Annotated in this window: 39 protein-coding genes; 6 read left to right on the forward strand and 33 right to left on the reverse strand. The window is 69.3% G+C overall.

Translation table 11 applies throughout. From position 1 onward, the window contains the following. Positions 1–13 precede the first annotated feature (13 nt). The 30 genes from BLW75_RS23740 to BLW75_RS23880 form a co-directional block, all read right to left on the reverse strand. Positions 14–784: a hypothetical protein gene (locus tag BLW75_RS23740; protein ID WP_241783468.1), complete on the reverse strand. Its 771-nt coding sequence runs from the start codon at positions 782–784 to the stop codon at positions 14–16. Then, positions 751–1161 (reverse strand): hypothetical protein, encoded by a 411-nt coding sequence (locus BLW75_RS23745; protein WP_241783466.1) that lies wholly within the window; start codon positions 1159–1161, stop codon positions 751–753. Before BLW75_RS23745 ends, BLW75_RS23740 begins: the two co-directional genes overlap by 34 nt. Positions 1162–1169: 8 nt before the next feature. Next, complete coding sequence (locus BLW75_RS23750; protein WP_034309475.1) at positions 1170–1769, reverse strand: head-tail connector protein; 600 nt, start codon at positions 1767–1769, stop codon at positions 1170–1172. Between the two features lie 6 nt (positions 1770–1775). Next, the gene (locus BLW75_RS23755; RefSeq protein ID WP_091598203.1) at positions 1776–2198 is read right to left on the reverse strand and encodes a hypothetical protein; all 423 of its coding nucleotides are present in this window, start codon (positions 2196–2198) and stop codon (positions 1776–1778) included. A gap of 88 nt (positions 2199–2286) precedes the next feature. Further along, the gene (locus BLW75_RS23760; RefSeq protein ID WP_091598206.1) at positions 2287–3780 is read right to left on the reverse strand and encodes a phage major capsid protein; all 1494 of its coding nucleotides are present in this window, start codon (positions 3778–3780) and stop codon (positions 2287–2289) included. Continuing rightward, entirely contained in the window at positions 3777–4571 is a 795-nt protein-coding gene (locus tag BLW75_RS23765; protein ID WP_034309471.1) for an HK97 family phage prohead protease, read from the reverse strand. The genes BLW75_RS23760 and BLW75_RS23765 overlap by 4 nt, the downstream gene beginning before the upstream one ends. After that, positions 4568–5764: a phage portal protein gene (locus BLW75_RS23770; RefSeq protein WP_034309468.1), complete on the reverse strand. Its 1197-nt coding sequence runs from the start codon at positions 5762–5764 to the stop codon at positions 4568–4570. The genes BLW75_RS23765 and BLW75_RS23770 overlap by 4 nt, the downstream gene beginning before the upstream one ends. Next, a complete protein-coding gene (locus BLW75_RS23775; protein WP_034309466.1) occupies positions 5761–5952 on the reverse strand; it encodes a hypothetical protein in 192 nt (63 codons plus the stop codon). The genes BLW75_RS23770 and BLW75_RS23775 overlap by 4 nt, the downstream gene beginning before the upstream one ends. Positions 5953–5965: 13 nt before the next feature. Next, complete coding sequence (locus BLW75_RS23780) at positions 5966–7486, reverse strand: terminase large subunit domain-containing protein (protein WP_091598212.1); 1521 nt, start codon at positions 7484–7486, stop codon at positions 5966–5968. Between the two features lie 21 nt (positions 7487–7507). After that, complete coding sequence (locus BLW75_RS43230) at positions 7508–8089, reverse strand: helix-turn-helix domain-containing protein (RefSeq protein WP_198935703.1); 582 nt, start codon at positions 8087–8089, stop codon at positions 7508–7510. A gap of 136 nt (positions 8090–8225) precedes the next feature. Beyond that, a complete protein-coding gene (locus BLW75_RS23790; protein WP_034309464.1) occupies positions 8226–8681 on the reverse strand; it encodes an AAA family ATPase in 456 nt (151 codons plus the stop codon). A gap of 160 nt (positions 8682–8841) precedes the next feature. After that, positions 8842–9117 carry an HNH endonuclease signature motif containing protein gene (locus tag BLW75_RS23795; RefSeq protein ID WP_034309461.1) on the reverse strand — a complete coding sequence of 92 codons (276 nt, stop codon included), beginning with the start codon at positions 9115–9117 and terminating at the stop codon, positions 8842–8844. 143 nt (positions 9118–9260) lie between these two features. Beyond that, on the reverse strand, positions 9261–9839 hold the full coding sequence (locus BLW75_RS23800) for a hypothetical protein (RefSeq protein WP_034309459.1): 579 nt from the start codon (positions 9837–9839) through the stop codon (positions 9261–9263). Positions 9840–10125: 286 nt separating this feature from the next. Next, positions 10126–10290 (reverse strand): hypothetical protein, encoded by a 165-nt coding sequence (locus BLW75_RS42925; protein WP_158005372.1) that lies wholly within the window; start codon positions 10288–10290, stop codon positions 10126–10128. After that, positions 10287–11054, reverse strand: coding sequence for a DUF7340 domain-containing protein (locus BLW75_RS23805; RefSeq protein WP_034309456.1), 768 nt, complete (start codon positions 11052–11054; stop codon positions 10287–10289). Before BLW75_RS23805 ends, BLW75_RS42925 begins: the two co-directional genes overlap by 4 nt. Continuing rightward, positions 11051–11440: a hypothetical protein gene (locus BLW75_RS23810; RefSeq protein WP_034309453.1), complete on the reverse strand. Its 390-nt coding sequence runs from the start codon at positions 11438–11440 to the stop codon at positions 11051–11053. The genes BLW75_RS23805 and BLW75_RS23810 overlap by 4 nt, the downstream gene beginning before the upstream one ends. Further along, positions 11437–11664 carry a zinc finger domain-containing protein gene (locus BLW75_RS23815; protein WP_091598215.1) on the reverse strand — a complete coding sequence of 76 codons (228 nt, stop codon included), beginning with the start codon at positions 11662–11664 and terminating at the stop codon, positions 11437–11439. The genes BLW75_RS23810 and BLW75_RS23815 overlap by 4 nt, the downstream gene beginning before the upstream one ends. Then, positions 11661–12671, reverse strand: a complete 1011-nt coding sequence (locus BLW75_RS23820) for an HNH endonuclease (RefSeq protein ID WP_091598218.1) — start codon at positions 12669–12671, stop codon at positions 11661–11663. Before BLW75_RS23820 ends, BLW75_RS23815 begins: the two co-directional genes overlap by 4 nt. 254 nt (positions 12672–12925) lie before the next feature. Beyond that, positions 12926–13360: a hypothetical protein gene (locus tag BLW75_RS23825; RefSeq protein ID WP_034309448.1), complete on the reverse strand. Its 435-nt coding sequence runs from the start codon at positions 13358–13360 to the stop codon at positions 12926–12928. Continuing rightward, on the reverse strand, positions 13357–13590 hold the full coding sequence (locus BLW75_RS23830) for a hypothetical protein (protein WP_034309446.1): 234 nt from the start codon (positions 13588–13590) through the stop codon (positions 13357–13359). The genes BLW75_RS23825 and BLW75_RS23830 overlap by 4 nt, the downstream gene beginning before the upstream one ends. Further along, positions 13590–13970, reverse strand: a complete 381-nt coding sequence (locus BLW75_RS23835; protein ID WP_143055352.1) for a hypothetical protein — start codon at positions 13968–13970, stop codon at positions 13590–13592. The genes BLW75_RS23830 and BLW75_RS23835 overlap by 1 nt, the downstream gene beginning before the upstream one ends. Further along, positions 13970–14407, reverse strand: coding sequence for a hypothetical protein (locus BLW75_RS23840; protein ID WP_034309441.1), 438 nt, complete (start codon positions 14405–14407; stop codon positions 13970–13972). The genes BLW75_RS23835 and BLW75_RS23840 overlap by 1 nt, the downstream gene beginning before the upstream one ends. Continuing rightward, on the reverse strand, positions 14404–14733 hold the full coding sequence (locus BLW75_RS23845; RefSeq protein ID WP_034309440.1) for a hypothetical protein: 330 nt from the start codon (positions 14731–14733) through the stop codon (positions 14404–14406). Before BLW75_RS23845 ends, BLW75_RS23840 begins: the two co-directional genes overlap by 4 nt. Next, entirely contained in the window at positions 14730–15392 is a 663-nt protein-coding gene (locus tag BLW75_RS23850; RefSeq protein ID WP_103746167.1) for a DNA translocase FtsK, read from the reverse strand. Before BLW75_RS23850 ends, BLW75_RS23845 begins: the two co-directional genes overlap by 4 nt. After that, positions 15389–15850 (reverse strand): hypothetical protein, encoded by a 462-nt coding sequence (locus BLW75_RS23855; protein WP_034309435.1) that lies wholly within the window; start codon positions 15848–15850, stop codon positions 15389–15391. Before BLW75_RS23855 ends, BLW75_RS23850 begins: the two co-directional genes overlap by 4 nt. Continuing rightward, positions 15847–16293, reverse strand: coding sequence for an SsgA family sporulation/cell division regulator (locus tag BLW75_RS23860; RefSeq protein ID WP_091598221.1), 447 nt, complete (start codon positions 16291–16293; stop codon positions 15847–15849). The genes BLW75_RS23855 and BLW75_RS23860 overlap by 4 nt, the downstream gene beginning before the upstream one ends. Further along, complete coding sequence (locus BLW75_RS23865; protein ID WP_034309433.1) at positions 16290–16544, reverse strand: hypothetical protein; 255 nt, start codon at positions 16542–16544, stop codon at positions 16290–16292. The genes BLW75_RS23860 and BLW75_RS23865 overlap by 4 nt, the downstream gene beginning before the upstream one ends. Then, positions 16541–16975 carry a hypothetical protein gene (locus BLW75_RS23870; protein WP_034309431.1) on the reverse strand — a complete coding sequence of 145 codons (435 nt, stop codon included), beginning with the start codon at positions 16973–16975 and terminating at the stop codon, positions 16541–16543. The genes BLW75_RS23865 and BLW75_RS23870 overlap by 4 nt, the downstream gene beginning before the upstream one ends. Positions 16976–17062: 87 nt before the next feature. Then, entirely contained in the window at positions 17063–17299 is a 237-nt protein-coding gene (locus BLW75_RS23875) for a MerR family transcriptional regulator (RefSeq protein WP_034309429.1), read from the reverse strand. Further along, positions 17296–17697: a hypothetical protein gene (locus tag BLW75_RS23880; protein WP_034309426.1), complete on the reverse strand. Its 402-nt coding sequence runs from the start codon at positions 17695–17697 to the stop codon at positions 17296–17298. The genes BLW75_RS23875 and BLW75_RS23880 overlap by 4 nt, the downstream gene beginning before the upstream one ends. Positions 17698–17889: 192 nt before the next feature. Between BLW75_RS23880 and BLW75_RS23885 the strand changes: the two genes are divergently transcribed. The 6 genes from BLW75_RS23885 (at position 17890) to BLW75_RS23905 (ending at position 21910) form a co-directional block, all read left to right on the forward strand. Further along, positions 17890–18408, forward strand: a complete 519-nt coding sequence (locus tag BLW75_RS23885) for a hypothetical protein (RefSeq protein ID WP_143055353.1) — start codon at positions 17890–17892, stop codon at positions 18406–18408. 207 nt (positions 18409–18615) lie between these two features. Beyond that, the gene (locus BLW75_RS23890; RefSeq protein ID WP_034309422.1) at positions 18616–18927 is read left to right on the forward strand and encodes a hypothetical protein; all 312 of its coding nucleotides are present in this window, start codon (positions 18616–18618) and stop codon (positions 18925–18927) included. A gap of 78 nt (positions 18928–19005) precedes the next feature. Continuing rightward, the gene (locus BLW75_RS42380) at positions 19006–19380 is read left to right on the forward strand and encodes a hypothetical protein (RefSeq protein ID WP_143055354.1); all 375 of its coding nucleotides are present in this window, start codon (positions 19006–19008) and stop codon (positions 19378–19380) included. Between the two features lie 19 nt (positions 19381–19399). After that, a complete protein-coding gene (locus BLW75_RS23895) occupies positions 19400–20269 on the forward strand; it encodes a tyrosine-type recombinase/integrase (RefSeq protein WP_091598230.1) in 870 nt (289 codons plus the stop codon). Between the two features lie 257 nt (positions 20270–20526). Further along, positions 20527–21045, forward strand: coding sequence for an RNA polymerase sigma factor (locus tag BLW75_RS23900; protein ID WP_034309873.1), 519 nt, complete (start codon positions 20527–20529; stop codon positions 21043–21045). Further along, positions 21038–21910: a VOC family protein gene (locus tag BLW75_RS23905; protein ID WP_034309416.1), complete on the forward strand. Its 873-nt coding sequence runs from the start codon at positions 21038–21040 to the stop codon at positions 21908–21910. Before BLW75_RS23900 ends, BLW75_RS23905 begins: the two co-directional genes overlap by 8 nt. A 59-nt stretch (positions 21911–21969) precedes the next feature. On the opposite strand, the gene BLW75_RS23910 is transcribed toward BLW75_RS23905, so the two are convergent. From BLW75_RS23910 to BLW75_RS23920, 3 genes are read right to left on the reverse strand one after another with little or no spacing between them, the layout of a single operon-like run. Next, positions 21970–23733, reverse strand: coding sequence for a gamma-glutamyltransferase family protein (locus tag BLW75_RS23910; RefSeq protein WP_034309413.1), 1764 nt, complete (start codon positions 23731–23733; stop codon positions 21970–21972). 32 nt (positions 23734–23765) lie between these two features. Beyond that, a complete protein-coding gene (locus BLW75_RS23915) occupies positions 23766–24173 on the reverse strand; it encodes a hypothetical protein (protein ID WP_241783493.1) in 408 nt (135 codons plus the stop codon). A 12-nt stretch (positions 24174–24185) separates the two neighbouring features. Further along, entirely contained in the window at positions 24186–25379 is a 1194-nt protein-coding gene (locus BLW75_RS23920; protein WP_034309407.1) for an FAD-dependent monooxygenase, read from the reverse strand. Positions 25380–25427: the final 48 nt, after the last annotated feature.

Consider the following 25427-nt stretch of genomic DNA (forward strand, 5'->3'; position numbering starts at 1 on the left):
TCTCCTTACAGGGTCAGGCGGTGCCGAGGGCAACGACGAACAGGAACGACGGGCCGGTGCCGGTGATAGTCCACTTGGGACGGAACCATGTGTCGGTGACCGGGCCCGGTGCGCGGGTGATCTGCCCGCCGAGCGCATCGGCGGCCGCGAACGTGGCGACGTCGGTGGGCGAGGCGAACGTGTTGTCGACGTCAGACTCGATGCCGAGCGTGATGGACGGCGACCCGGTGCCCGCGATCGACAGGACGTGAGCCGAGGCGTAGAGATGCTTACCCGGCGGGACGGCGCCGAGCTGGATCCCGGAACCGGTGCCGGTCGCGGTGCGGGCGGTGCCGGGCGGGTGCGCGATCTGACCGCGGACCAGCGGCCACGATCCCTTGGCCTCGCCTTCCCACGGCGCGACCGCGCCGACCTGGTCGCCGAGCTTGTACTTGCCCGACATCGCCGCGGTGAACCAGGCGAGCGCGCCGAGGTCGGCCCGGTCCGGGCACGCCGTCCACGGGCCGAGTCCGCCGAGTTCGGTCCACCGGGCGTCGTCGACCCGTCCGGGGTCGCCCGCCTCCCACTGGCCCCCGCCGGACAGTTCGGTCTCGGCGAGCCCGCCGATGACCTCTTTCCAGCCCCCGCTACCGAAGTTCGTCCGTTCCTCGTCGGACACCTCGGCGGACAGCTCGAGCTTGTTCGAGGATCCGGTGAGGTCGGCGCCGCCGGTGAACAATCTGCAGTTGAGCAGCACGAAATGCGACACGGTCAGTTCCCCCGCCCGATGATCAACACGCGCCATTCGGCGCCGTAGTACTGGTTTCCGTTGTGCTCGTACAGCCCGTAGCCCGAACAGCGCTGTACCCGCACGGCATCGCACGTACCGCCGAGCGACTGGTCGGTCTCGAGCGCCGTCTTGACCGAGCGCGGTCCGATGCCCACGAGATACCCGTCGAGCTGTTCCTGCCCGGTGCGGTCGGTCGCATGCGACACCAACAGACGACACGTCAGGTAGACGGTGTCCATGCCGCGGCCGAACGTGGTGTCGTACTCGACCTCGACCTCGGCGACGAACCACGCGGGCGGGCTGATCGCGTCCGGGACGAACGGGAAACAGCGCAACCCCTCGATCGTGTCGACGGCGGCCGCGGCGGCGGCCTTCACTGCAGCGATATCCACCTGTCCCCCTACGCGATTCCGGGCCGGATGAACGGGGCGATGAGCGCGCCGACGTCCGGGTCGGTGCGGCTAACCCGGATCAGTCCCCACTCGGCAGACCCGGCGATCCCTTCCGGGGAGTCCTTGCGCCGGTGCAGCCGCGCGGCGAGCAGCAACGTGGCCTGCACGATGTCGTCGGGAACGTCGGGCCATCCCCACACCGCGGTGACCCGCACGCGCGCCATCGGGCCTTGCGGCCACATGCGGTCGCGCAGCAGCCCGTCGACCGGCCAACCGGGATCCGGGTCGAGCGGGTACGGCTCATAGCCGACCACCGACGTGTAGCCGCCCGCGGCCGTGCCCGCCTCGACGACCAGCCCGGCGGTGGTCGCGATGTCGTCGAGCATCAGCAGGAATCCCTCAGGGGCGAACAGCGCCCGCCCCTGCACGGGGAACACCTTCGCGGTGGCGGCGTCGTCGCGGTAGAAGCGGCGGCCGGTCGCCCGGTCGATACCGCGCGAGGCCGACACGAGAACCCGGTTCAACGCGTCGTCCTCGGCGGTATCGCTCTCCGGGATGTTGAGCGCGTGTTTGAGCGGCGCCAAGGTGGCGTAGTCGGTGACGGCCATCGCCGGTCAGTCCGCGGTCGCGGTGCCGTCGGCGGCCGCCTGGTCCTCGACGGCGGCCGCGCCGTCGCCCTGGTCCTCGGCGTTGCCCGCGCCGTCGCCATGCTCGTCGACGGCCGGCGGCGTGCCGGTGCCCTGCCGGTTCTCGGCCGGGGTTGTCTCGGCCTTGTCCGCGGCCTTGCGCGCTGCGCGGCGTGCCCGGCGCGAGGGGGGCGCGGCCGCCATCACGACGGTGTCGGGACGCTGCGCGTTGAGCCGCTGTTCGCCCGGTGCGCGGGTGAGCATCTCGACGGTGTCCTCGAGCGGCGCGAACAGTTCCTCGCGTCCCTTCACGACACGGTCGTCGGCGGCGACGGTCTGCCCCTTCTTCACGATCGTGTGGTCGGGTAGCAGGAAACCGGTGGTCGCTCGCAAGTACTTCTGTGGCGCCATGAAACGGCCTTCCCTTCCGGTGAAACGGCCGAGGGCACCCGGCGTCCACACGGGACAGCGGGCGCCCTCGGCGCGGGTGCGGGGTGGATCAGGTGACGTTGAGCATCCGGAACGCGCGGTCGAGCACGGAGTCGGAACCGTTGCGCCAGAATGCGAACACACCGCGCTGACCCGACGGCCGGTTGTTGCCGGTGTGGAACAGGTGCGGGATCAGTTCGATGGAGAACCCGACCCGGTCGACCACCCAGAAGAACCGGAAGTCGCCGAGCACGAGAACCCGGTTCTCCTGCGTGGCGTTGATGACGCCGTCCATCGCCGACGTGCGGTAGAGCGGGTGGTCGAGCAGCCGCGCCGGGAGACCTTCACGGGCGTTGGCCCAGAAGTCGTCGAGGTTCGCCCCGCCCGCCTGCCGGATCGCCGAAAAGATCTTCTTGTTGCCGATCCACGACGCGGTGTCGGCGAAGTTCTCCGGCAGGTCGTCGTCGACCTTGTATACGTCCGCCATCGCGAAGGTGTCCGCGGTAGTGGAGGTCAGCTCGAACGCGGTCCCGGTCAGCGCGGTCACGATGCCGCGCGGTTCCGTGGTGCCGTTGCCGAGCACGAACTTGTTGTTCTCGAGATCCCGCTTGGCGGTGGCGAGCAGGAACGCGACATCCTGTGTGAAGTTCGGGTAGTCCATCCCGATCTCGATGGAGTGCGGGATGAACGCCCGTGCCATGTGCATGTCGATGTCGCGGTTCGCCCACGTCGGGGTGTCGTCGGAAACCTCGGTCGCCTCGGCGTCGTAGGACGCGGTGACCGCGGTCGCGTTGACCGTGCGCAGCTTGTCCGTGACGATCGTGCGATTCGTCGCGATCTGCCGAATCGGGGACACCGTGCCGTCGCTGTTGAGGATCAGCGTGGGGTCGACCGGCAACGGGACGGCGTAACCGCCGGCGGCGTCGGTCAGCGACGCGGCGCGCTGCAGCACCCCGAGCGCCTCGACATCCGGGTGCCCGTTGCGCATGCCGGTCTTGAACGCCTTGGACCACGCACGCATGTACTCCGGCGAGGACGTGGCGATGATCTGCGCGGCGACCTTGCGCGCCGAGCGTCCCTCTTCCTCGTCGTCGGTGAAGTCCGACCCCTCGAGCAGCTGCGTGATTCGCTGCTTGGACGCGTCATTCACACCGCGGCAGTGCTCAACCGCGGCCATGGCACGGGCGGCGAGGTCGGCCCCGCCCCGCGCCGGGGTTTCCTGGTAGAGCGAGCGGTTGACGGCGTTGAGGTCCCACGGGTTGCCGCGGAAGCTGCCGCGCAGCGCGTCCGGCTCGCCGAGCGGATCCTCGGTGTTGCCCATCCGCGCGCCGTAGCGTGCGCGGGAGGCGGTCACCCGCGCCGCGCGGGTCTCGGCCTCGGCCTCGTCGCGGGCGGCGGTCTCGGCCGCCTGGACATCCGAGCGCAGCCCTGTCTCTTCGGTGTCGAGCGCATCCCATCGGGTCTGCTGCTCGTCGGTCAGCGCGTTCTCGCCCGCGCTGGTGTGCAGCTCACGCCGCTCAGTCTCGATCACCTCGAGCCGTGCGCGCATTTCCTCGAGCGTCACGACGGTTTCCTTTCCAAGTAGGGATAAAGGCGCGCACGCCGTGCGGCGTGCGTGAGCCCGCTCGAGTGGCGCGCGGCCGGCTCGTCGGTATCGGGTGCGGCTCCCGGTCGGCGGGCAGTGCCGTCGGCGGCTGCCCGGTCGGCGGGAGTGCGGTAGGTCTGGATCCGGCCGCGCAGTTCGTCGACCGCGTTCGGGTCGCGCGAGCGCAGCCGCTCGTAGTAGGTGTCGGTCAGTCCGCGGACACCGGCGGTGGCGTCCGGATTGGCCGGCCACGTGACGGGCCCGAACTCGAACAGCCGCACCTCTTTGATGGTGCGTTCCGGGATCCCGTCCGGGTTGTGCTCACTCCGGCCAGGATCGTCGTTCCACTCGTCCTTGATCACCCGCATGCGGAAACTCGAGCCGTAGGCGCCTGCCTCGATGCCCGGCAGGAGATCGCGGTTGTAGGACGTGTCGAACAGTGGAACCTCGCCGACCGGGGAGTCGGGATCCTCGCGCAGATCCTCGATCGTGCCGAGGACCTTATTCCCGATCTGGTAGTCGAACCCGTGGTCGTAGAGAACCTTGATGTTCGCGCGGTTCTCGCTGATCGTTTTGGTGAACGCGCCGCGGGCGGTCCGCTCGAGAAAGCGGCCTTCCCACCACGAGTCGATTTCGTACCAGCGATCGAACGCGGAGAACCGCACGACCATCGTGGGCATGGCGCCCGCCTCGGCCTCGGCCCGGTCGGCCCGGACACAGGTCGGCACCGCGCGCACGAGATCCAGGTCGGGCAGCGTCAGGGTGTTCACGGTGTGCCGTCCTCCTTATTGTCGGTGTCGTCGTCCGGATCGCCGCTCTTTCCCTGCGCGCCACCGGTTCCGGCCGTGTTCGGCTTGTTGCCCCACGACACCGGCTGCAGGTTCTCGCCTTGGCGGATCTCGTTCACGGTCTTCCACCGGTTGCGCAGCGCGGACTCATACGACCGGTACTTGTCCAATGTGGTCGCCTGCAGGATTCCCTCGCGCGGGATCACGACGTATTGCGGCGCGGGCAGCAGCGACGACAGCGCCCGCTCGAGGCGCCGCAACCACTTGTTGATGGTGAGCACCAACAGGTGCGACGCGCGCGATTCCACGTTCGCGTAGGTCAGCGACCCGCCGGATTCGTAGCCGAGCACCTCGGCGATGCCGGGCCCGAACATCCGCGCGCACTGCGCTTCGGTGTAGCCCTGCGTCGCGAGGAACTGCGATTCCTCCGGGCTGATCTGGATCGCCTGGTACTTCCAGCCCTTACCCATCACCACCGGTTCCCGGTTGCCACGCAGCGCGGCGAGGAACTTGTTTTTGACGTCGCGGGCCTGCTGTTCGTTGATCGCCGCTTCCTCGTTGGTCAGCAGCGCCGAGGGGTGCGCGCCGTCGCGGAACCACGATTCGCCGAACTTCACCGACGTGATCGACAGCCCGACCGTGGACGCGTGAAACTGGATCGGCGAGACACCGAGCACGCGCCCGGCGACCGGCATCACGCGCCGGTGCATCCACCGGGCGGCGTCGACCTGGCGACCGCGGACGTTCCACACCGGCGTGCCGTCCTCGATCCAGCCGGTGACGTCGTCGGGGTGCTGCAACAGCACCTGCCGTGGCTGCCGCACCGTGCCCTCGAGGATGTCGCCGAAAGCATTGCCGCGCAGCAGCCACGACAACACAAGCTGATATGACCAGTCCTCGAGCCCTTGCCCCTCGCCGGACGGATCCTTGAGGTTGCCCGGCGTCGCGCGGCTGCGCCGGTCCAAGCCCTCGCCGGAGTAGACCTCGACCGGAAGTTCGGAACACAGCGACGCGATCAGGTCGGCCGCACTGTGCACGGCGATCGACTGCAGCGCGCTCTCAGCCGAGGACAGATCCAGATCGGCATACGATCCCGGTGCGAGCACCGGATACGGCGCGGGCGAGTAGATCTGTGGCCGCTGTTCGGGTTTGGCGCTGCGAAACCAGAGGCTCACCGGATCCGCCAATCCGCCCACAGCAGGAACGCCCCGGCGATCGCGAGACCGAGCGGGACCGCGACCAGCCACCCGGCGAGCACGAAGCAGACCCCGGCGCCGATGCCGGGTCCTATGCGGACGGTGTGCCCGGCGAACGTCGCCACGGCACCGACGGCTGCGCGGTAGGCGTTGCGCAGTTTCGTCACGGGATGCCCCCTTTCACCAGATGTTCCCCACCGGGTCGTAGTCGTCGTCGATCAGGTGCGCGCGGCTCTCATGCGCCCAGCGGGCGACGGTTCCGCCCACCAGCGGCGCGATATTCGAGTCGCTCGTGCGGCGGGCCCATGCCCACGCCTCGCCGAGCGGACGCGTGCGGGCGCCGGCCAACGCCTCGTTGAGCCGACGTTGGTTGAGGTGACGCAGCCGGTCGTGCTCCACTGCGTCGGCGAACGCGCCGCACGATGCGGCGAACTCCCTTGCCGTCGGGATGGCGAGCTGCCCGCGTTCGGGTTTCATCGGGTCGTCAGGAACCTTGAACCCGGCTTTGTTGAGCGGGATCAGCAGCGACCCGGCGGGCCCGGCGATGTCGAGACCGACCGCGATGGGGTTGTGCCGGTCGCGTAGTTCCTCGAGCCGTTCGACCACGCCGTCGGTGCCGTCGCGCAGCTCGATGAGTTCGACGTGCCCGCGGCCGTCCGGGCGGTGCCCGTAGGCCATGATCGCGGTTTTCTGTCGGTCCGGTGTGACATCGACCGCGAACGTGACGTCGGCCGCGGTGGATCGCGCGTCGTGCCAGTCGGCCCACCACTTGGTGGGCACGTTCGGGTCGTCGGCGACGACCACCACTTTCGTGACGTTGAGGTAGGCGCGGTCGAACTCGGCCGCCTCCATCTTTTCCCGCTCGCTGCGCACGGCGGCCTCGGCGACGGTGTGGCCGAGCGCGGGCATGCACGACCACCAGGTCGCCGGGTCGTCCCGGTCGTAGTCGTCGCCGACGGTCCAGTCGAACACGGCGAACGTGGACGGCTCGCCCGCCTCGACGATCGCGCGTCCGCGCTTGCGCTTGCCGTTGAGGAAATGCGACTTCGCTTTCGTGCCCGCGGTGGACACCAGCCACTGTTGCGGTTGCGGGCGGGTGATCATCGCCGGAGAGAACGCCTGTTCTAACCGGGAATCCTCGAGCGCGAACGCCTCGTCGATCGTGCCGTCGTCGAGCGTCTCGCCGTGGCCGGCGGTCTCGGTGTTCGACGTGATGCCGTGCCGCGACCCGTTGCGCCACCGGATCGCCTCATTGCCGTTGACCTTGCGGACGGTGTAGCGGCCCCGGAAACGCTGCGCAGCGTCGAGCGCGGCGACGTGTTCCTCTTCCCACTTCTTGCGGGCCGAGAGGCGGTTCTGCGCCGAGTAGAGGATGTTCTGCCGCGGCCACGCGTTCGCCCGCCACACCATCTTGGCGAGCAACAGCGTGGTCTTGCCCGACTGCCGGGGCACCATGAGCAGGATGTCGCGATAGGCCAGACGTCCGGTGACGGGGTCGACCTCGAGCGCAACGTCGGCGACGTAGCGCTGCCACGGCATGAACGGAGTTCCGAACGCCTCGGCGATCCGCGCCACCTTGGGCCCGTACGTCTTGCGTGACAGGTCGCGCGGCGTCCCCCACCGGGGAACACATCGCAGCCCGTACAGGTCGAGCAGCTGCGCCCTGAGGGCTTCTGTTCGGTCCTCCTCGGACAGCGACACGCGGGGGCCTCCCCTCGTGGGCTACTCCGGGTCGCCGAGGTCGCCGAACTCGTCGTCGTCATCCGGGGCCGTGCGCACGTCTACGGCGTCGGTCAGCGTCTTGAGCGTCGCGCGCAACTCCTTCGCGAGCGGCGGTATCGGGTTCTCGTCGGCGCCGCGGTCGATCCCGGCGGCGAGCGCGAAAGCGAGTTCGGCGAGCGCAGGTTCGGTACCGGCGAGGTCGCCGAGTTCGGCGATGTCCGCGCGCACCTGCCGCTCGAGCGCGCCGGTTTCCGCGGCGCAACGCGGGCACTCCGGCGGCTCGTCGCCGCCGAGCAGCGCGGCGTGCTCGCCGAGCAGGCCGAGCGGCGTCGTACCTGCAGCCGCGGCAATGAACCGCAGTTCGTCGACCGTGACCTCGCGCCGCCGGCGGCCTTCCCGGTCCGGGCGGCCGGTCTCGATGTACCCGACCACGGCGGCCGAGAACGATTCCGGCGCGCCCTTCTCCCATGCGGCCGCGGCGAACTCGCCGCGCGTGAGCCCGGCGCGCTTGCGCGTCGCCCTGATCTCGTCGGCGATCACATCGCTAATCGTCGTGATCCGTTCGCCCGTCAATGTGATCACCCTCCGCCCTGTGTTTTTCTGCCGGGGAGAAATTCAGGGATGGTGGGCGCGGGGTCTCCCGTGCCCTCGCGCCGAAAAAACCCAGGTCAGCGCGGTGCACATCGATGAGCGCGACTGTGTCGCGTGTGGACGGTGGTCACCAGTCACGCGACGTTGCGAAGTGCTCGATCGGTTCCGGTTCCTCCGTGCCGGGCAGGTACCGCGCGTACCACCGGTGGATAGCGGGCACGCTGCCCGGTGGCCGGCGGTCTGCCCGCGCCCGGCGTATGCACTCGTCGCGTCCGGGATCCAACAGGATCAACTCGGCGCGCAGCCGGTCGACCAGCGCGGCGCGCTGCGCCGCCACCGGCAGGGAGCGCACCACGTACACGATGCCCTCGCGTGCCTTGGCGATCCGGTCAAGCTCGAGCCGCATCACGTGTTCGGCCTGTCGGCTGTATGCCCTGCTGTGCAACCACCGGCGAGGGCTGCCGAGGGATCGGGCGATCTCGTCGCGGTCGAGCACGCGGCCGTCGTTCTCGTCGGCGAGCTTGTGCGCAAGCGTGGTCTTGCCCGCGCAGATCGGGCCCGCGATCACGACTACCTGCCGCACCTGATCACCACCTCCGTGAAGTCGTGACGTCGGTAGCGGGTGGCCCTGAGTCGAACAGGACACTGAGCCGGGCATTCTCCCGGTACGCGATTCCACTCCGGACGTCCGTCCGGCGACGCGCTAGCCGCGTCCGCGCGGCCGCCACCCATAGCATGCACGGTCACCACCTACGGGAAGTCGGCATCGGCGCCTCGTGTGCCCGGTTGCCGCGGCTCGAGTTGCAGGTGCGATGCGCCGGGCGCGCGTTGTCGAGGGTGTCCGGGCCGCCCTTGCTGCGCGGCACGATGTGGTCGGCGGTGAACGACATCTTGTGTCTGGCAGGCAGGCCGAGGTCGATCCGATGCCCGCATAGCCAGCACGCGGCACCGGAGGCTGCCGCGAGTTCGCGCAGCTGCGCCGTGACCCGGCGCCACGGTCGGCCGTTCGCCGAGGCCATGCGATCACCCCCTGCGTGACCACTGGCCCCCGGCAAACGACGGAACCCCCGACCGTGAGGTCGGGGGTTCCGGTTGTGGGCACACTGCGCCTAAGTGCCCCCAGTATGCAGAACGATCACGCCGTCTGTCGAACAGGGTTCGGCTACCGCGTGTCGGCGGGCAGCGGCAGGTCGGCGCACGCGGCGGCGATCGCCTCGAGCGCGGCGAACGTGTCAGCCGAAGCAGCCATTGCCCGGTTGATCAGCGCTTGCACTCGCCGGTTCTCGACCGGGTCGTCGGCATACAGCCGCGCCACGGTGTAGCCGAGTTCATCGAGGCTGTTGGTCACGGTCTGCTGTTCGTCGTAGGGCGGGTCGAATACCGGGCCGACCGGCTGGTCGGGGTCGGCGATGAACTCGACGGCGAGCAGTTCGGGCAGCCGCATCTCGAGCGGGTGCGGCCGGTCACCCGTGTGGCGGTTGGCCGTCCACACCTCGAGCAGCTGCAGCAGTCCGTCGATCCGACGCACCTCGCGCGCGGCCAAGTGGCCGGGCAGCTGCTGCGCGGTCTCCTTGGATCCGATGAGGCGGGCGCGCACGAACTCGGCCACGTCGTCGGGCCGCCCGGTGTGCGGGTGGTGGCGCCGGCTGTTCGAGTTCGGGCATCCCGGCTCGAAGCAGTTGCCGTTGCTGTTGCGCGGGTGCTCGCAGTCGACGGTCGGCCGATCGTTGGCGGTCGTCATGGTCGTGTTCTCCGGGTGTCGAGGGACGGCCGGCTGTCCGGCGGCACGGGTTCGGTGCGGCAGTCCGGGCAGTGCCCGTCTCCCTTGCAGGTTCCGCACCGTGCGGCGAGGTTCGACCCGAACCCACGGCAGTCCGGGCACTTCCGGGAGGTCGCGCACGTGTGACACGGTTGCGGCATGGGCTCGCCGCTTGCCTCGGCCCCGTTCGTCATGCCGCCGATCATGACCGGCGAACACGGGGCCGCGCTGCCCTCGACCGTTTCTGTCCAGTAGTTGACCACTGCGCCTACCTCTCGATGCCCTTGTGCCGCTGGTCGCTGTTGTTCCAGCAGTCCGGCGTGGAGCAATTCTCCGTTGTGGGGTGCACCTGGTGTCCGCATTGGCCGGTCGTCGGTTTCGGCGGCTCCGGCGGCGGCGAGCCGATGTTCGGGCGCCATCGGTTCTTGCTCATCGGTTCCCCCCAAGCGTGTCGTGGTCGTCGGCTGCACATCGTGCGGCCGCCTGGTCGTCGTTACCGGCCGCGCCGATCGGGACTTCGGATCGGTGGCCGTTGCCCTCGGCGCTGCTGCGCAGCCGCGGCCGCCGGGCCTGGTCCGTGGTGAGCACGCCCTGTAGGAACTCGAGGTTTTCCGGGCCCCAGACCTGCCCGCAGCCGAGGCACCTGCAGCCGGTTCGGGCGTCGAGGGTGAGCGCCGGGGCCTGGACCAGTTCGCCGGTGCTGGGGTCGAGGCGCCACACCATGGCCTGCCCGCACGCGGGGCACGCGGCGGCGATGTGCAGCCGTCGCGGTGGGTCGAGCAGTTCCTCTATCCGTTCGACCATGTACCGGAGTTCGAGCACGGTGGCCGCGACTTTGTGGACCTCGGCCCATCGCCCGGCGATGCCGGCGGCCGCCCGGATCCGGGACACGGCGTCCGCGTCCTGCACCAGCACGTTGAAGTGCAAGGTTGCGGCCTCGCGGTCGAGGTTGCGCTGCAGGTCTGCCGCGGCGATCCGGATGGGGGCGCCGGGCGAGCTGCCCGATGCCTTGCCGGTCTCCCCACCGTGCGCGTGCGCCTGGCGCAGCTGCTCGAGCAATCCCGGTTTGGTGTGCGTCGTGGTCGTCATGTCGTCGCGGATCACCTTCAAGGTGATCGGGTCGGTGAGCTTGGCGGCGAGGGCGGCGAGTTCGGTCTGCCACTGCCGCAGGTTCTTCGGGTCGGTCGGGTTGGTCACGGGCGGGTTCCCCTCGCGTTGATCGTGCGCGGCGGCCGAGACTGCCGGGCGGGGCCGGTGTTGCGGTTACGGACGCGGTCAAGCGCGACCGCGAACCGGTCGGCGGCGTTGCGCGTGGCGATCTCGTCGAGGGCGGCGAGCGCGGGCACGGTGGCCTGCAGCGCCTCGGCGAGCGCGGCGAACGATCGGCCGATGCGGACGGCGGCGGCCGCGACTCCGGGCACGATCGCGGCGAGCGTCGTCCGCGCGATCTCGTCGACCACGTGCTCGTGGGCGAACTGCGTCTCGGCGAAACGGCGCTGCCACGGCTCGAGGTCGACCTCGAGCACGGTCTCGATGAACTCGACGGCGTCGGCCGGGTCGGGGCGTTCGGGTTCGGTGGTCATGCGGGGTGGCTCTCCTGTCGGTGGTGGTCGGCCGCCCGGATCCGTCGCCAGTGGGCGGGGGCGTGCAGTGGTCGGCCGTCGGGGGTGAGGCACGGGTGGTCGGTGGGCTGGTGGCATTCGGGGCAGTCGACGGCGAGGGCGAGTTCGCGTTCGCGTTCGAGGAGTTCGGCCGCGGCGAGGGCGTCGAGTTCCCGGTCGTTGAACTGGCCCCGGTAGCGGGTCACCGCGGGATGTCCGGTGGTTGCGGGGGCGGGGGTGGTGTGGCGGTGCGGGTGTAGGGGTTGGGGGCGAGTTGGTCGCGGGGTGTGTCGGCGGGGCCCACGGTGGGGCGGTGGCCGTTGGGTCCTGCATCGCCTATGCGGTCCCGGTAAGCGGTGGGGCCTGTCTGGGGAGCTACCCCGTCCCGTCCCCTACCCGTCCCGGTAGTCATCGGGCCGGTGATTCCGTCGGTGATCATGGGGTTTTGTGGCTGGTTTTGGGCAGGGTCGGGCCTGGTGTTGGTGGCGTTTTCCGCTGGTGGGGCTTGGTTTCCGGTCGGGATGGGGTTCTGTGCGGGATCCGGGTCGGTTTCTGGTCGATCCGGTGATCGGTGAGTGATCGGCGGTTGATCCGGGGTTGATTCGGCGTTGATCGCGCTGTTCGGCGGGGGCAGCAGGATGAGCCCGGCGGCCTCGGGGGTGCAGTCCTTCTTGCGGCCGTTGCAGCCGCGGCACGCGACGACCAGGTTGTCGGCACCGGCGGCGATCTTCGGGTCGACGTGGTCGAGCACGCCGCCGGCGGGGGTTTTGCGGTCGGCCCACTTCACGGTGATGCCGCAGTACCGGCAGGCCATGCCGTCGCGGTTCTTGACCGCGGCGCGCAGTTCCTTGTCCTTGAGTTCGCGGGTTTTCGCGCGGTGCACGTCGTTCTCGGCGCGTGAGGGGTTCTCGTCGAGGAAGGCGTGCACCCAGTAGCCGCCGAGATCGGCGTTCCACTTCTTTCCCTCGAGGCATCGGCACTCGTCGCCGGGCCGATGGATCATCGGCGGGCCGTCGCCGAGGCGGATGTCGAGCAGCGCCTTGAGTTCGCGCCGTGTGGCGATCTGGCGGGCCTTGAGGGTCGGCACCCACCCATCGGTGCGCTGCGCGCTCGCGTACTGCTTGAGGCGCGTCAGGGCCCCGTATGCCGAGTTGCCGACGGCGTGCACGTGCGGGTCGTCGTAGCCGACGTCATTCAGCCTCAGCCACGGCATGGGGCACCGCCCGATAGACGCGCGGAAACCCGGCGCCGCGCGGGCGCCGGGTCGGCGGGGTCGTGCCGGTGGATCACGGTTTCTCCTTGTGCCAGTTGGAAAGCGGGGCCGGGTCGCCGTAGCGACTCCGGCCCCGCCCGGTCAGCGACCGCCCGTGTCTGCAGGGCGGCCGCCGGGATCGGCGACGTCGTCGTCGGGATAGGGCTCGCTATCGATGTCCTCGAGCCACGCGCGCAGCAGCTCCACGGGGTCGGTCACGTCGCCGTCTCCGATCCCCAAATGGCGTTGAGCCGGTAGACGTCGAGGAACGCGCGCAGGAGGTCGACAAGACCCTCGAGCCCCTCGGCGGCCACGTGGCCGGTGACGACGTCCTGCGCGGCCTCGCCGTCGAGGTTCACCTGCGCGGTGATCGCCTTCATCGCGGTGAGTTCGGCCGGGTCGGGGGTGTCCTCGGCCTCGAGCGCGACCGGGCCGGGCGGGTTCATCAGCGCGCGCAGCGTCTCGCCGACCACCACCAACCCGACCGAGATCAGCGACCACAACCGGCCGTAGCGCTCGATCGGATCGCCGTCGCCGAGGTACTCGGCGACCACGGCGTCGGCCGTCTCCGGCGAGTCGGCGCCGGCGGCGCGCAGGAACACGGCGGCGGTGTCGACCACGTGGTCGCGTTCGTCGTTCTGGTCGCTCATGACGTCGGCACCTCGCCGGGCGGGGCGGTCTCGTCCGCGACGACCGCGAGGTCGGCCAGGCCGTCGAGCACCACGTTGGCGCGCGGCACGCGCAGCGTGACCTCGGCGGGCTGTTGCGGCTGCAGGGAGATCTCGACCCCGGACACGACTCCGGAGATGTCGACGCCGTCGACCAGCACGCGGGCGGCGCGGTCGAGCGCGACGATGCGGACGCGTTTCCGTGCGGCCATCACGCGCCCCCGTCGCGACGATAAGGGCCGTACACGGCGACGACGGCGCGCACCGCGACGGCCAACAACCGGTTGAACGCCTTGACCGGGTCGGGCGCGGCGGCCGCGGCAACGATGGCCTCGAGCGGCGCAGCGTCACAGGTCGCCACCCACGCGGGGTGTCGGGAGTCGTCGAGGCCGTACCGGTCGGCGGGGCGGGCGAAAGCCTCGCGCACGTGAGCGTCGGTGAGCCCGGCGTGCAGTCGTTTGGTGGCGCCGCGGGCGAGGTCCTGCATTGCCTCGAGTTCGCGGTCGGTCGGCGGCCGGTAGGCGGCCTGCAGGGCGATCACGTACCGGAGCACGACGTTGGCCGAGTTCGCCTCGGTGACGTTGAGTCCCATCAGGACACCGCCGAACCGGTCGGGGCCCACGACGCACGCCACGCGCGCAGCCGCTCGCCGAGTTCATCGATCCGGCGCTGCGAGATCCAGCCGGTACGGCGGGCGGCCTCGCCGACCAGTTGCCCGCGTTGGCCGTTGGCGAGGTAGCCGAACAGCGTCTCGAGCAGCCCGTCGGCGGCGAGCAACTGCGCGTTGCCGGTGTTGACGTTGTCGAGTGCCTCAACCAGGACGGCGAGGGTCGGGGCCATGTCGGCGTTGTAGACGTCGACCGCGGCCTCGGCGGCAATCGTGATCAACCCGACGTGTCGGTGCGTGTGGCCGTCGACGACGTCGGCCCAGTTCCCGCCGGGCACGGCGCGCTCGTACATGGTGCGGGCGAACCGCTCGCGCAGCTCGTGCGCGGCGTCCGCAATGGACGGCGCGGGATCGGTGGTCATGCTCGTTTCCTCTCGTCGAGTTCGGGGGTCTGGCGGGATTGCTCGAGTTCGGTGATGGCGCCCTCGGCGGCGAGGGTCTGCGCCTTGAGTGCCTCGCCGAGGCGGGCGGTTTCGTCGGCCAACACGGCGTTGTCGGCCTCGAGTTCGGCGATGTAGGTGCGGCAGTCGGCGAACGTCGGGGCGATCACCCGGTGCTGCACGTTGTCGGCGAGGTAGGCCGCGAAGTCGGGCAGCGGGGCCTCGGCGTTGTGGCGGCGGGCCCATTGCGCGGTGGCCTGCCGGATCACGGTCGTGAGGTCCTCGGCCGTGCGGGGCGCGCCGCTCACGACTGGTCCGGATCGGTCGCGTCGTCGTCGGCCTGGTCCTCGTCGGCGCGCGGGCCGCGGATCGCCTCGATGATCGCGGGCAGGTCGGCGGCCTCGGGGATCACCGGCGGTTCGTCGGTGCCCTCGGGCTCGCCGACCACGCCCCGGCGCCGGAGTTCGTCCATGAGCCGTTCGGCGGCCGCGTGCCCGATGCGCATCTTCCGGGCGAGCATCGTGGGCGAGGCGAGATTTGACGTGATCACCAGATCAGCCGCTTGGCAAATCAGGTCGACCTCTTCGGCGGTCTTGCTCTTGCCCGCACCGGGGAATGACACGACCACCCCGGCGCCGTCGCGCAGCAAGTCGCCGGCGTCGTTGGCCGGGGCGGTCTCGACCTTGTCGAACGGGATCGCCTGCTGCCCGGTGCGCTGCTCGTACGCCTCGCGCCACACCCGGCGCAGCTGCTTCGCGTCCGCGGTCGAACCGGGGAACGCCTCGACGGCGACAATGCGCGCGGTCGGGATCACCTCGCCGGTGTCCATGTTGGTCGTGACCGTCGCGCAGTTGACGACGGCGACGATCAGGTGCGTACTCGCCGAGTCCTCGACCAGCGTCGAGGAGATCATGCCGAGGCCGTTCTTGTCGTCCTTGGGCAGCCGCCCGGACAGGCTCACACTCATGTCGCTCCGTTCGTGGTGTCGTGGTGCAGCGCGGTGAACTCGGCTTCACGGGCCGAGGCGGGAGTGCCGCGCGGGTGGAGCGCGACCAGGTAGACCCACCCGACGGCCGTCCACTCGCGACGGGCGACGACGCAGCGCAGGGTGCCGCGCAGCAACAGCGGCTGGTCGACCTCGAACGCGGGTGGGCTGGTCGGGTAGTCCGTCGGATCCGGCGCCGCCTCGGCGGTGTGGCCGTAGTAGTCAGCCGCGGCCTGCCACGCGAGGTGATGCGGGCACGCCTCGAGCTTGAGCCACGCGCACGCGGGGCAGTTCGTGTTGTCCGGGCCCGGTGTGTACTGCAGCAGCGGGTTACGCGGGTAGTCGTAGCCCGACACGACCGTCGTGTCGGTCTTGCGGCGGCGGGCGGGACGGCGGTCGCCGTCGCCGCCCACCACCGACAGGTGCGAACGCGTGCTCACGCCACGCCGTACGCGATGCGGGCGAGTTCGGCGTCGACCGCGGCCTCGTCGAACTGGTCGGCCTCGGCGCCGAGCGGCACCAGCTGTTTGGTGGCGTCGAGCACGGTGTCGATCTCGGAGTGCTCGAACGACAACAACGCGACCTGCGAACAGCTGCCGCAAGCGCAGCGCACCGTGACCTCGATCCACTGCGACAACAGCGGCTGCACGAACACGTGCCCGTCGGCGCCGACCGGTTCGACGCGGCCGCGGTCGAGCAGCTCGCGCGCGAACCGGTACACGTGCTCGGTGCCGCTGATCCGCATCGTGATCGCCCACGGGTCGGCGCGGTCGTAGTGCCAGTCGATCCCGACCGGGCGAGCCATGGCGGGCCCACCCGCGCCGAACTTGCGCACGACCAGCTGCGCGCGGGACGCGTAGAAGATCTCGCGGGCCTCGATCATGGGGATGTTCCTTCCTGGACAAGGGGGACCCACGCGGCGACCTGGTCGTCGCGCAGGGCCTGCAGCACGTGAGCGAGGCGGAAACCGGGCGGTACGTAGACCACCGACCACGGACGGCGCAGACAGCCGCCCCGGTCGTTCCGGATCGCGACCACGCCGTCGAACGACTCGCGCACCTCGAGCCGCGGCGGGACCGGGACGGGCCGCGGCGCCGAGGGCGGGAGCGGGGGGATGTCGAGGCGGACCGTCACGGGCACACCTCGAGACGGATCGGGCGCGTCAGGTCAACGCGTTCGACCAGGGCCTGCCGCACCGGGCCGTAGGGGCGCATCGCGCACACGTGGCACACCTCGGCCACCTGCAGCGGCTCGTGCGGGTCGAGCGGATCCGGGGCGCCGTGCACCCGCACCGTGGTGATCCGGCGCGATTCGGGGCACCAACCGCACTCACGCGGCACGAACTCCGGGTCGTGCCTGACCTCGACGTCGCCGAGCGCGCGCAGCTGCATCGCCCGCACGTCGGGGTGGTCGATCAGGTCGCCCACGGCCGGAAGGATCCGGGTCGCCTCGACCGGCGCGACGAACGCGCGGCCGGTCACCCGGCGGAACCACGTCCGGAACGACGTCGCGCGGCACGAACGATGGCGACCGCCGGTGGCGGCGGTATTCTTCGCTGCGATCATGAGGGCACTTCCTCTTGGTCGGGGCCCCTCGGGGCCAATGCCCGTCTCGTGCCTGCACGCGCGAGGCGGGCTCTTTCTTGGGGGAAGTCAGGAAGCGACGGAGAAACGGCGGATGCCGCGCGAAGGCGGCTGCTTCTCCATCCAGCGGTTGGCGTCGTCGATGTGCACAAGCCGCTTACCGTCCGGGCCGGACGGCTGCATGTTCTTGAGCCCGCGCTTACCGTCCGAGCGGTCGTACTCGAGGGCTTTCTGCTGCACGGTTCGGACGTGCATGCGCAGGTAGTCCGCGGTTTCCTTGAGCGTCATCCACGGTGAGCCGGTCACGCTGCGACCTCGGCGTTGTTCCGGCGGGGCCCCTTGGTCTGTTCGGTCGTCTCGCGCCGGGTGGGCCCGGTGTTCGTCCGGGTCGGCTGCTTGGGCGGCGTGTCCGGTACGCCGTCGTTGTTACTGGCGCGGATCTCGGCGGCGACCGTGGGGTCGGCCACGATTTCGGCGGCGACCGTCACGGCGTCTTCGCCCGGCAGTGCCAAGGCGCGGCCGAGCGCGTAGATACGTGTGATCTTCATCGTCTGCGGGCGCACCGCGCGCGTGCTGTTCTGCACGGCTCGAACAGGGAGTTCGGCGGTCTCGGCGAGCTTGTGCAGGTCCCAGCCGCGCAGGGCTGCCCGGTGGCGGACCTTCTGTCCATTTAGGAACGGCATGCCGTCATCATGCGGGATCATGCGGTGCTTGGTCAAGCAGCATCCCGCATTAATGCGGATCCATGGGGTTGAATGATGCGCGATCATGCGGCATGATGCCTAACCATGCGCCCTTTGAAGACGGAGTTTCACGGCCGAAGACGCTGGAAGCACAACCCGAGAAGGAAGGCGGCATGCGGGGGAATGCGGCATGATGCACGGGTGGGAGCCCGGATGTTGCGCACAGCGAACTACTCGGCGACGGCAAGGCAGCGCCTTGGGGTCGCCGTGCGACAGGCACGGCAGGCGGCCGGCTTCAAGTTCCGCCCCAAGTTCGCGGACAAGTACGGCATCAACAAACGAAGCCTCGAGCTACTCGAGGGGGGCGAGCCCGGAGTCGGCGAGACGATCCTGTTCGCCGTCGGTCGCGCACTTCCCGGCTGGACCGAGGACACGCCCCGCGAGATTCTCGAGGGCGGCCCCATCCCCCCAATCCCGGCGCTGGACGGCCGGCCACCCGTCGAGCCGGGCACCACTCCGGCGAGCGAGCCTCACCGGACGCACGAATGGTCGGCGAGTTTCCGCGCGCGGGCCCTAGAGACCTCCGATGAGGACCACTTGACCGAAGCACGGCGCATCCGAATAGAGGACGGGCGGCTAGCGCAGCTGAACTACCTCAGGGCCGTTTTCGAGATTAAGGCCGAGGCCGCCGAGGCTGCCGCAGCCCTCGACGATGAGGACCGGCAACCCTAAAACGGCTGGTCATCCTAGGTTCTTCGACCAAGTTCGCAACCAAGTTGACCAACTTTTAACCTCGTTCGTCGCCCACATGGACGAAACCTGTAACGCTCCGCTACTCCGTTCAGGTTGCGTATTCGTCCGACGTCTAACACGTAGCGACCATGTAACGAAAAACCTTCTGCCAAACGGGTTACCCCCGTGGGCAGAAGGAGGCACACCATGTACAACCGCCCGTTACCAGAACCCACCACCGTGCCGCTTCATCGCATGTTGTTCTGGCTCTCCGGGTTTCTCACTGCCGAACTGACCGCACATGCAGTTGCCGCTCACCAACTGGGGTGGAGCGCGCCACTGCTGATCTTGAATTGCACGACGGTCGCCGTCGTTTGGGTCGCGGCGATCCTGACCCTGTGCACGCAAACCGTGATCGTTGCACTGCGACAGGACCAGATCGACCATGCCGACCAGACGGCCGGCGACGCGACCGACCTTGAGATAGCTCGGCTGGAACGACGTTTCCGCGGCGCTTAGCGCCGGGGGAGGGCGGCGCCACAGTCGGGCCGCTCTCCCCCGGCTTTTGCAACGCAGAACACATAGGAGGTCGAGAAAATGCCTTGGGCCGATCCGTACCCCGGAGGTGGTTTCCGTGGTGGTTACCGCGATAGCGCGGGCGCGAAGAAGTACGTAAAGGATCTCGACGGGAAAACTGTCCGTTACGAGACGAGAAAGAAAGCCAAGGCAGCCGCTAACGAGAAGGAAGTTGACGCGCGCCGCAAGGCTGCCGCACCTTCCGAGGTGCCGATGGAGGCCACCACGAAATGGGGCGTGTGGTGGGATCATCTCGCCAAGGGTCGGAATTCCACCGATACGGACACCGCAGCGACCGAGGGGTACATTGTCGAGGGCTACCTGCGCCCGAAATGGGGCGACGTTCCCCTGCGAAATCTCGTTCAAAGCGGTCAAACACTGGGTGCAAGAGGGTGAACTAAAGGTGCGCCCCGGCATGTCCCCCGGCTACGTACACCGCATTTACAGCGTGTTCAACGTGTCGATTAAGGCAGCGTTGGATGAGGAGGTGCTCACCGCCTCGCCGCTCGCCGGGGTCAAGCTCCCCAAGCGGCACAAGAAACCTAAGCCCTACCTGTCGACGAAGTCGAACGCAGCCATGAGCGAGCATCTGCGCGAGGACTACCGGGACGCATTGGCGTTCGGGCTCGAGACTGGCCTGCGCCCCGGCGAACTGTGCGGCCTGCACTCCGATCGAATCGACCTCGACCGCGGTTGGATGCTGGTCGCCGAGACGTTCGTCAAGCGGCGCCGGATCATCCGCCCGTACCCGAAGGACGGCGATGTGCGGTGGGTACCGCTGACCGACTTGGCGTGCGAGATCGCCGAGCGGCGCATAGGCGGACGAGATGAAAGCAAGGGGTGCGGGTTCGCCCACAGCGACGGCCTGCCCTGCAGCGGTGTCCTGACGTTCCTGACCGTGCGCGGTCGGATCATGCACCCCGACACGATGGGCTGGCACATGAACAACGCGGCCGAGACTGCGAAGGTGCCGCGCCGCAGCCCGTACACGATCCGGCGAGGATGGGCCACACGCGCCGCCGAGGGCGGCCTAGACGCGTTCCAGATTGCCGAGATCCTCGGACACGCCACCCTCGACCAGGCGCAGGAGTACGTGCAGCAGACCCCCGCCGCACGGATGAAGCTCGTCGCGGCGTTGTCGAAGTATCCGCAGCTCACCGTGCTTGAGGGCGGGTTGGGGCAGACGTCGGACGCCAAGGGCGGATCTGGGGCAAAATCTGGGGCAGACGTCGACTCGCAGACACTCGCACTAGATCGCGGACGGATCCGCCGTTCTGCCGGTTGACCTGCCGATATGTTCGCGTAGCCTGACACAGACTCGCAGACGCTCGTAAATGTAAATCCGCTGGTCGGCGCGGTGCTGCAACCTGTACCAGGTGACCCAGACCCCGGCCAGCTGCACGACCTCCTCGCGGCGGCGGCGCAGGAAGGCGGCCAGTGATCACGGTGGCGCCTGCCGGATCCCCGAAGCTGACGAACACGGAACTGAGAAAGTTCGGTTTCACCCGTCGGAGTTGTGGCTCCCCGAGCGACGATGGGGATGTGACGGAACCACGGGTGCACCGGGACCCGGCCTTCGCGCTGCTTTCGCTCTACGAGACGGCGTTGCCGGAGGTCTACGGGTACCTGCTGTCCCGGTGCGGTGATCGCACCCTCGCCGAGGAGCTGACGTCCGAGACGTTCCTCGGCGCGGTGAGGGCCTGTCGCAAGGAGTTCGCACCTCCAGTGAGCACCGGGTGGCTGATCGGCGTCGCCCGGCACAAGCTCGCCGATCACTGGCGGCGCAAAGCACGTGAGGAACGCGGGCTGCGGCTCGTCCACGAGGAGGACTACACCGATCCGTGGGACGAACGGCTGGACGCGCTTCTGGCGCGCGAGGTGCTCGCGTCGCTCGGGGCGCATCACCAGGCCGCGTTGACGCTTCGCTACGTCGACGGCCTCCCGGTACCGGAGGTCGCCGGCCATCTCGAGCGCACGGTGCACGCCACGGAGGCGTTGCTCGTGCGGGCCCGTGCCGCGTTCCGGCGTGCTTATCAGGAGAAGGAGGGTCGCGATGCCTGATCCGTTCGACGCGCTTCGCGCGCCCTCGCAGCCGGTGGAGCCTGACCCGCTCTTCGCCGCCGAACTGCGCGACAACCTTCGTCGCGCCGTCCTGAATGGAGCCGATATGACGGAAACAGCCGAAGTACGTTCCCTGACGCCCTATCTCGTGGTCACCGACGCGCGCGCCGCACTCGACTTCTATGTCGAGGTGTTCGGAGCGCGGCGGCGGTCCGATCCGATCGTGATGGAGGACGGCCGGGTCGGGCACGCGGAACTGGCCATCGGGGACAGCGTGCTGATGTTCGCGGAGGAATTCCCCGAACTGGGCATCGTCGTGGCCCCCGCCGGTGGCCCGTTGATCCGGGTCGAGGTCGCGGACGCGCACGCGTCGGCCGCGCGGGCCGTGGAGCTGGGCGGGGAACTTCGGCGTCCCGTCGCGGACGAAGGCCACGGGCTGAGCGGGGAGATCAAGGACCCGTACGGCCAGCGGTGGCTTGTCGCGCAGGCGACGCCTCGGCCCGCTTCGGGCGCTACGCCGATCCGGCACGGCGAAGCGGGCTACTTCACCTTCCAGGTCCCCGACGACGAACGCGCGAAGGCGTTCTACGGCGCCGTTCTGGGCTGGCAGTTCTCGCCAGGGCGGGTCGAAGGCGGCTGGGGTGTCGAAGGTTCCGGCCTGCAAGGCGGACTCTGGGGCGGCCCGGGGCGGCAGGTGGGCTGGAAACCCATGTACGCCGTCGACGACCTCGCCGCCGCTCTCGACCGTGTCCGCGCCCAAGGCGGCCAGGCAGGCGAAACCGAACAGCAGCCCTACGGCCTGAGCGCCGACTGTGTGGACAACCAGGGCATCGAATTCTGGCTCTGGGAACAGCCGCGCTCGTGACCTCGTGAGTGGTAAGGACGGTTCTAACCGTCCTTACCACTCACGAGGCTTAAAGAGCGTCAGCGGCCGGCGGCGTAGCCCTGCATGCCGCGCGCGTTGGCCGCGGCGCGGAGCACGCCGCCGGACCGCGACACGGCCGAAAGCCGCCCGAGCGCCCAAGGTCCCGCGTCGACGACGGCGTGCCCACGCGCGGCAAGAGCGTCCATTGTGGACTGACCGAGCCGCGATTCGACCACGATTTCCCGCGGCGTCCACGAACGCGGATAGAACGAACTCGGGAACGCGGTCGTATGCCACGCGGGCGAGTCGATCGACTCCTGCAGGTTCAGCCCGCCGAGCGTGTGCGCCAGCCAGAAACACAGCTGCCACTGGTCCTGCTGGTCGCCGCCCGGGGTCCCGAACGCGAGGACCGGCTCGCCGTCACGCAGGCCCATCGACGGCGAAAGCGTGATCCGCGGCCGTTTCCGAGGTGCCAGCGAGTTCGGCAACCCCTGTTCCAGCCAGAACATCTGCCCCCGTGAGTCGAGACAGAATCCCAGCTCCGGGATCGTCGGGCTCGACTGCAACCAACCACCCGACGGCGTCACCGAGATCATGTTCCCTGCCGCGTCGACGACGTCGATGTGCACGGTGTCGCCACGAGTCTCGCCCAGCGGCCCGACCGTCGGCTCCCCCGTCGCACCGGAACCGGCTTCCAGCCCGCGCAGCTTTTCGAGAATCGCGGGCAACCGCGGCGAGGGGCCTCCTGGGCGGAGTTCAGCGGACGCTTCTTCGGTGATCAACGCGCGGCGGGCGTCCGCGTACTCACGGGAGATCAGCAACTCGATCGGCACGTCGGGCGAATCCCCGTACCAAGCCTCACGATCCGCGAATGCCAGCTTCGTCGCCTCGACGGCCAGGTGCACCGTGCGTTCCGTCGGGATCCCGTCCACATAGGACAGTTCATCGCGCAGGCCGTCCAGCAACCGCGCCTGCTGCAGCAAGGCCGGGCCTTGCGTCCAGGCGCCCATCTTCACCAGGCCCCAGTCACCGAAGTCGACCTGTAGCGCGTCCTCGTACGTCGCTTCCCAGCCCGCGATGTCCTCACCGGTGAGGAGACCGGCGTGATCGCGCCCGGAATCGTCACGGAAGGCCTTGCGACTGAACGCCTCGATCGCCTCGGCGACGAAACCTTGCGACCACGCGCGACGTCCGGCGTCGATCTGCGCCTCCCGTCCGCTGACCGACTCGGCCTCGGCGACCAGCCGCTCCCAGGTGTCCGCGAGGGCCGGGTTGTGGTGCAATCCTTCGGCGGGCTTGCCGTCGGGCAACCAGAGCGCCGCCGACGTCGGCCAATGTTCGGTGAAGAGGTCCTGCACCGCGCGGATCGTGTCCCCGACCCGGCTGACCAGCGGAATGCCGTTACGCGCGTACGAGATCGCGTAACCGAGCACGTCGCGCAACGACTTCGTGCCGTGATCCCGCAGGAGCAGCAGCCAGCCGTCCCACGCGCCGGGGACGGTCGCGGGGAGCAAACCGCTGCCGGGAATCAGGTCGAGCCCGAGATCCGCGAAGTACTCCGGCGTCGCGGCCGCGGGCGAGACACCCTGACCGGCGAGAACTCGCGGAGTCCGATCCTCGGCGGTGACGAAGATGCCGGGGACCTGCCCCGCCGGGCCGCACAGATGCGGCTCGGCGACCTGCAGGACGAACCCGGCCGCCACCGCCGCGTCGAAGGCGTTGCCGCCGTTTTCGAGCACCGCCATACCGGTGGCCGAGGCCAGCCAGTGCGTCGATGCCACCATGCCGTGGGTGCCGGCCAGTTCCGGCCTGGTCGTGAACACGAGGCCGATACTACGCTTTGCTAACTACTTTTTCAGTCCCAGAAGTTGAAGAGGGCTTCGCCGAGGTTGCCGGGCCGGTGGGTCCTGACCTTTCGCTCGGAGATCCACGGCCACACGGCCAGGTCGAGCGGTCCCTCGAGCTCGGCCCGGGTGAACATCCGGGCACGGGGAAGAAGCTCGGCCAGCACGGCCAGCAACCCCGGCTCGTCCACGAAGCTGGGCGAGCCGAACCATGCAGGCGATTCGGCGAGAGCGATTCCGTCCCATTTCGCACCTTCGCGCCACTCCCGCGTCCACAGCACCGCGACGGTTCGGTGGCGATAGGCGATGCCGCACTGCTCGTAGTTCTGTCCTCGCTCCGACGGCAAGAACTCGGTGACCTGGCCATCGGTTCGCCGGGCAGCCTCGTAACAGGCCTTCCGGAACTCCTTCTGGTCCATCACCCACCGAAACTATCCCCGTGCGACCACCGGAGCGTCATAGCTTTCCAGCGTCGCCGCGTTCGCCGCCCGCGAGGTGATCCACGTGAACACCTTCGTCATCGGCCGCGAGCCCAGCACCCGGTACAGGAAGTTCCGATAGCCGACCATGAACCGGGTCTTCGGCGCGAGGAACGTGCCGATCCCGGCCGCCTGCTTCTGCGAGACCTTCACCGGACCGCGCAGCTTCTCTTCGTAGCGCGCGAAAGCGACTTCGTGGTCGCCCTGCGCGGCGGCGAGTTCCCCGGCCAGGACGTACGCGCCCATCATCGCGAGCCCGGTGCCCGAACCGCCCGGACCCGCGCACCAGGCCGCGTCACCGAGCAGCACGACCCGGCCTTGCGACCACTTGTCGAGATGGATCTGGCTGAGCGAATCAAAGTACAGCGCATCGACGTCGCCGAGGCCTTCCAGCAGCTTCGGTGCTTCCCAGCCGAAGTCGGCGTAGCGCTCGACAAGGATCTTCTTCTGCGCGTCGCCATCGCGGCGACGCACTTCCAGCGACTCCGACGCGAAGACGAGACTGACGTTGAGGGCCGAACTGTCGCGACCGCTGGCGACCATGACCGTGCGCCCGGGGACGCTGCAGATCTGGCCGAGATGATCCAGCCCGAGGTGGTTCGGCACGGTGAAACCCGCGGCGTGGAAGCCGAGGTCGGTGCGGAATCGCTCTTCCTCGCCGAACGTCAGCCGCCGCACGCCCGAGTGCAGCCCGTCCGCGCCGACGACCAGGTCGAATCTGCGTGACTCGCCGTGGGCGAAGCAGACGTCGACGCCGTCCGCGACCTCCTCCAGCCCGGTGATCCATTCGCCGAAGACGTACTCGACGTCGTCTTTCGTGTGGTCGTAGAGGATACGAGTCAGATCTCCGCGCTCGATCTCGACTTCGCCGCTGAAGAAAACCGACGGCATCTGGGCGACCTTCTTGCCCCGCACGTCGACGATGACCTGCGCGCCCATCGCGGTCTCCTTCGCCCGGATGTCCTCGAGGATCCCCATGCGCTCCAGCAGGGCCATCTGCTCGCCGCGAAAGTCGACCGCGCTGCCGCCTTCGCGCAGAGCCGGGGCGCGTTCGACGACGGTCGGCGCGAATCCGCGCTTGCGCAGCCAGAAGGCGAGGGCCGGGCCCGCGATGCCGGCGCCGGAGATCAGAACGGTGGTCGTCATGGCTGCTCCCTGGGGTTCGTGGTGATGGAAGCGACCGTACGGCAGATT

It is taken from the genome of Amycolatopsis lurida, from assembly GCF_900105055.1.
Lineage (GTDB): Bacteria > Actinomycetota > Actinomycetes > Mycobacteriales > Pseudonocardiaceae > Amycolatopsis > Amycolatopsis lurida.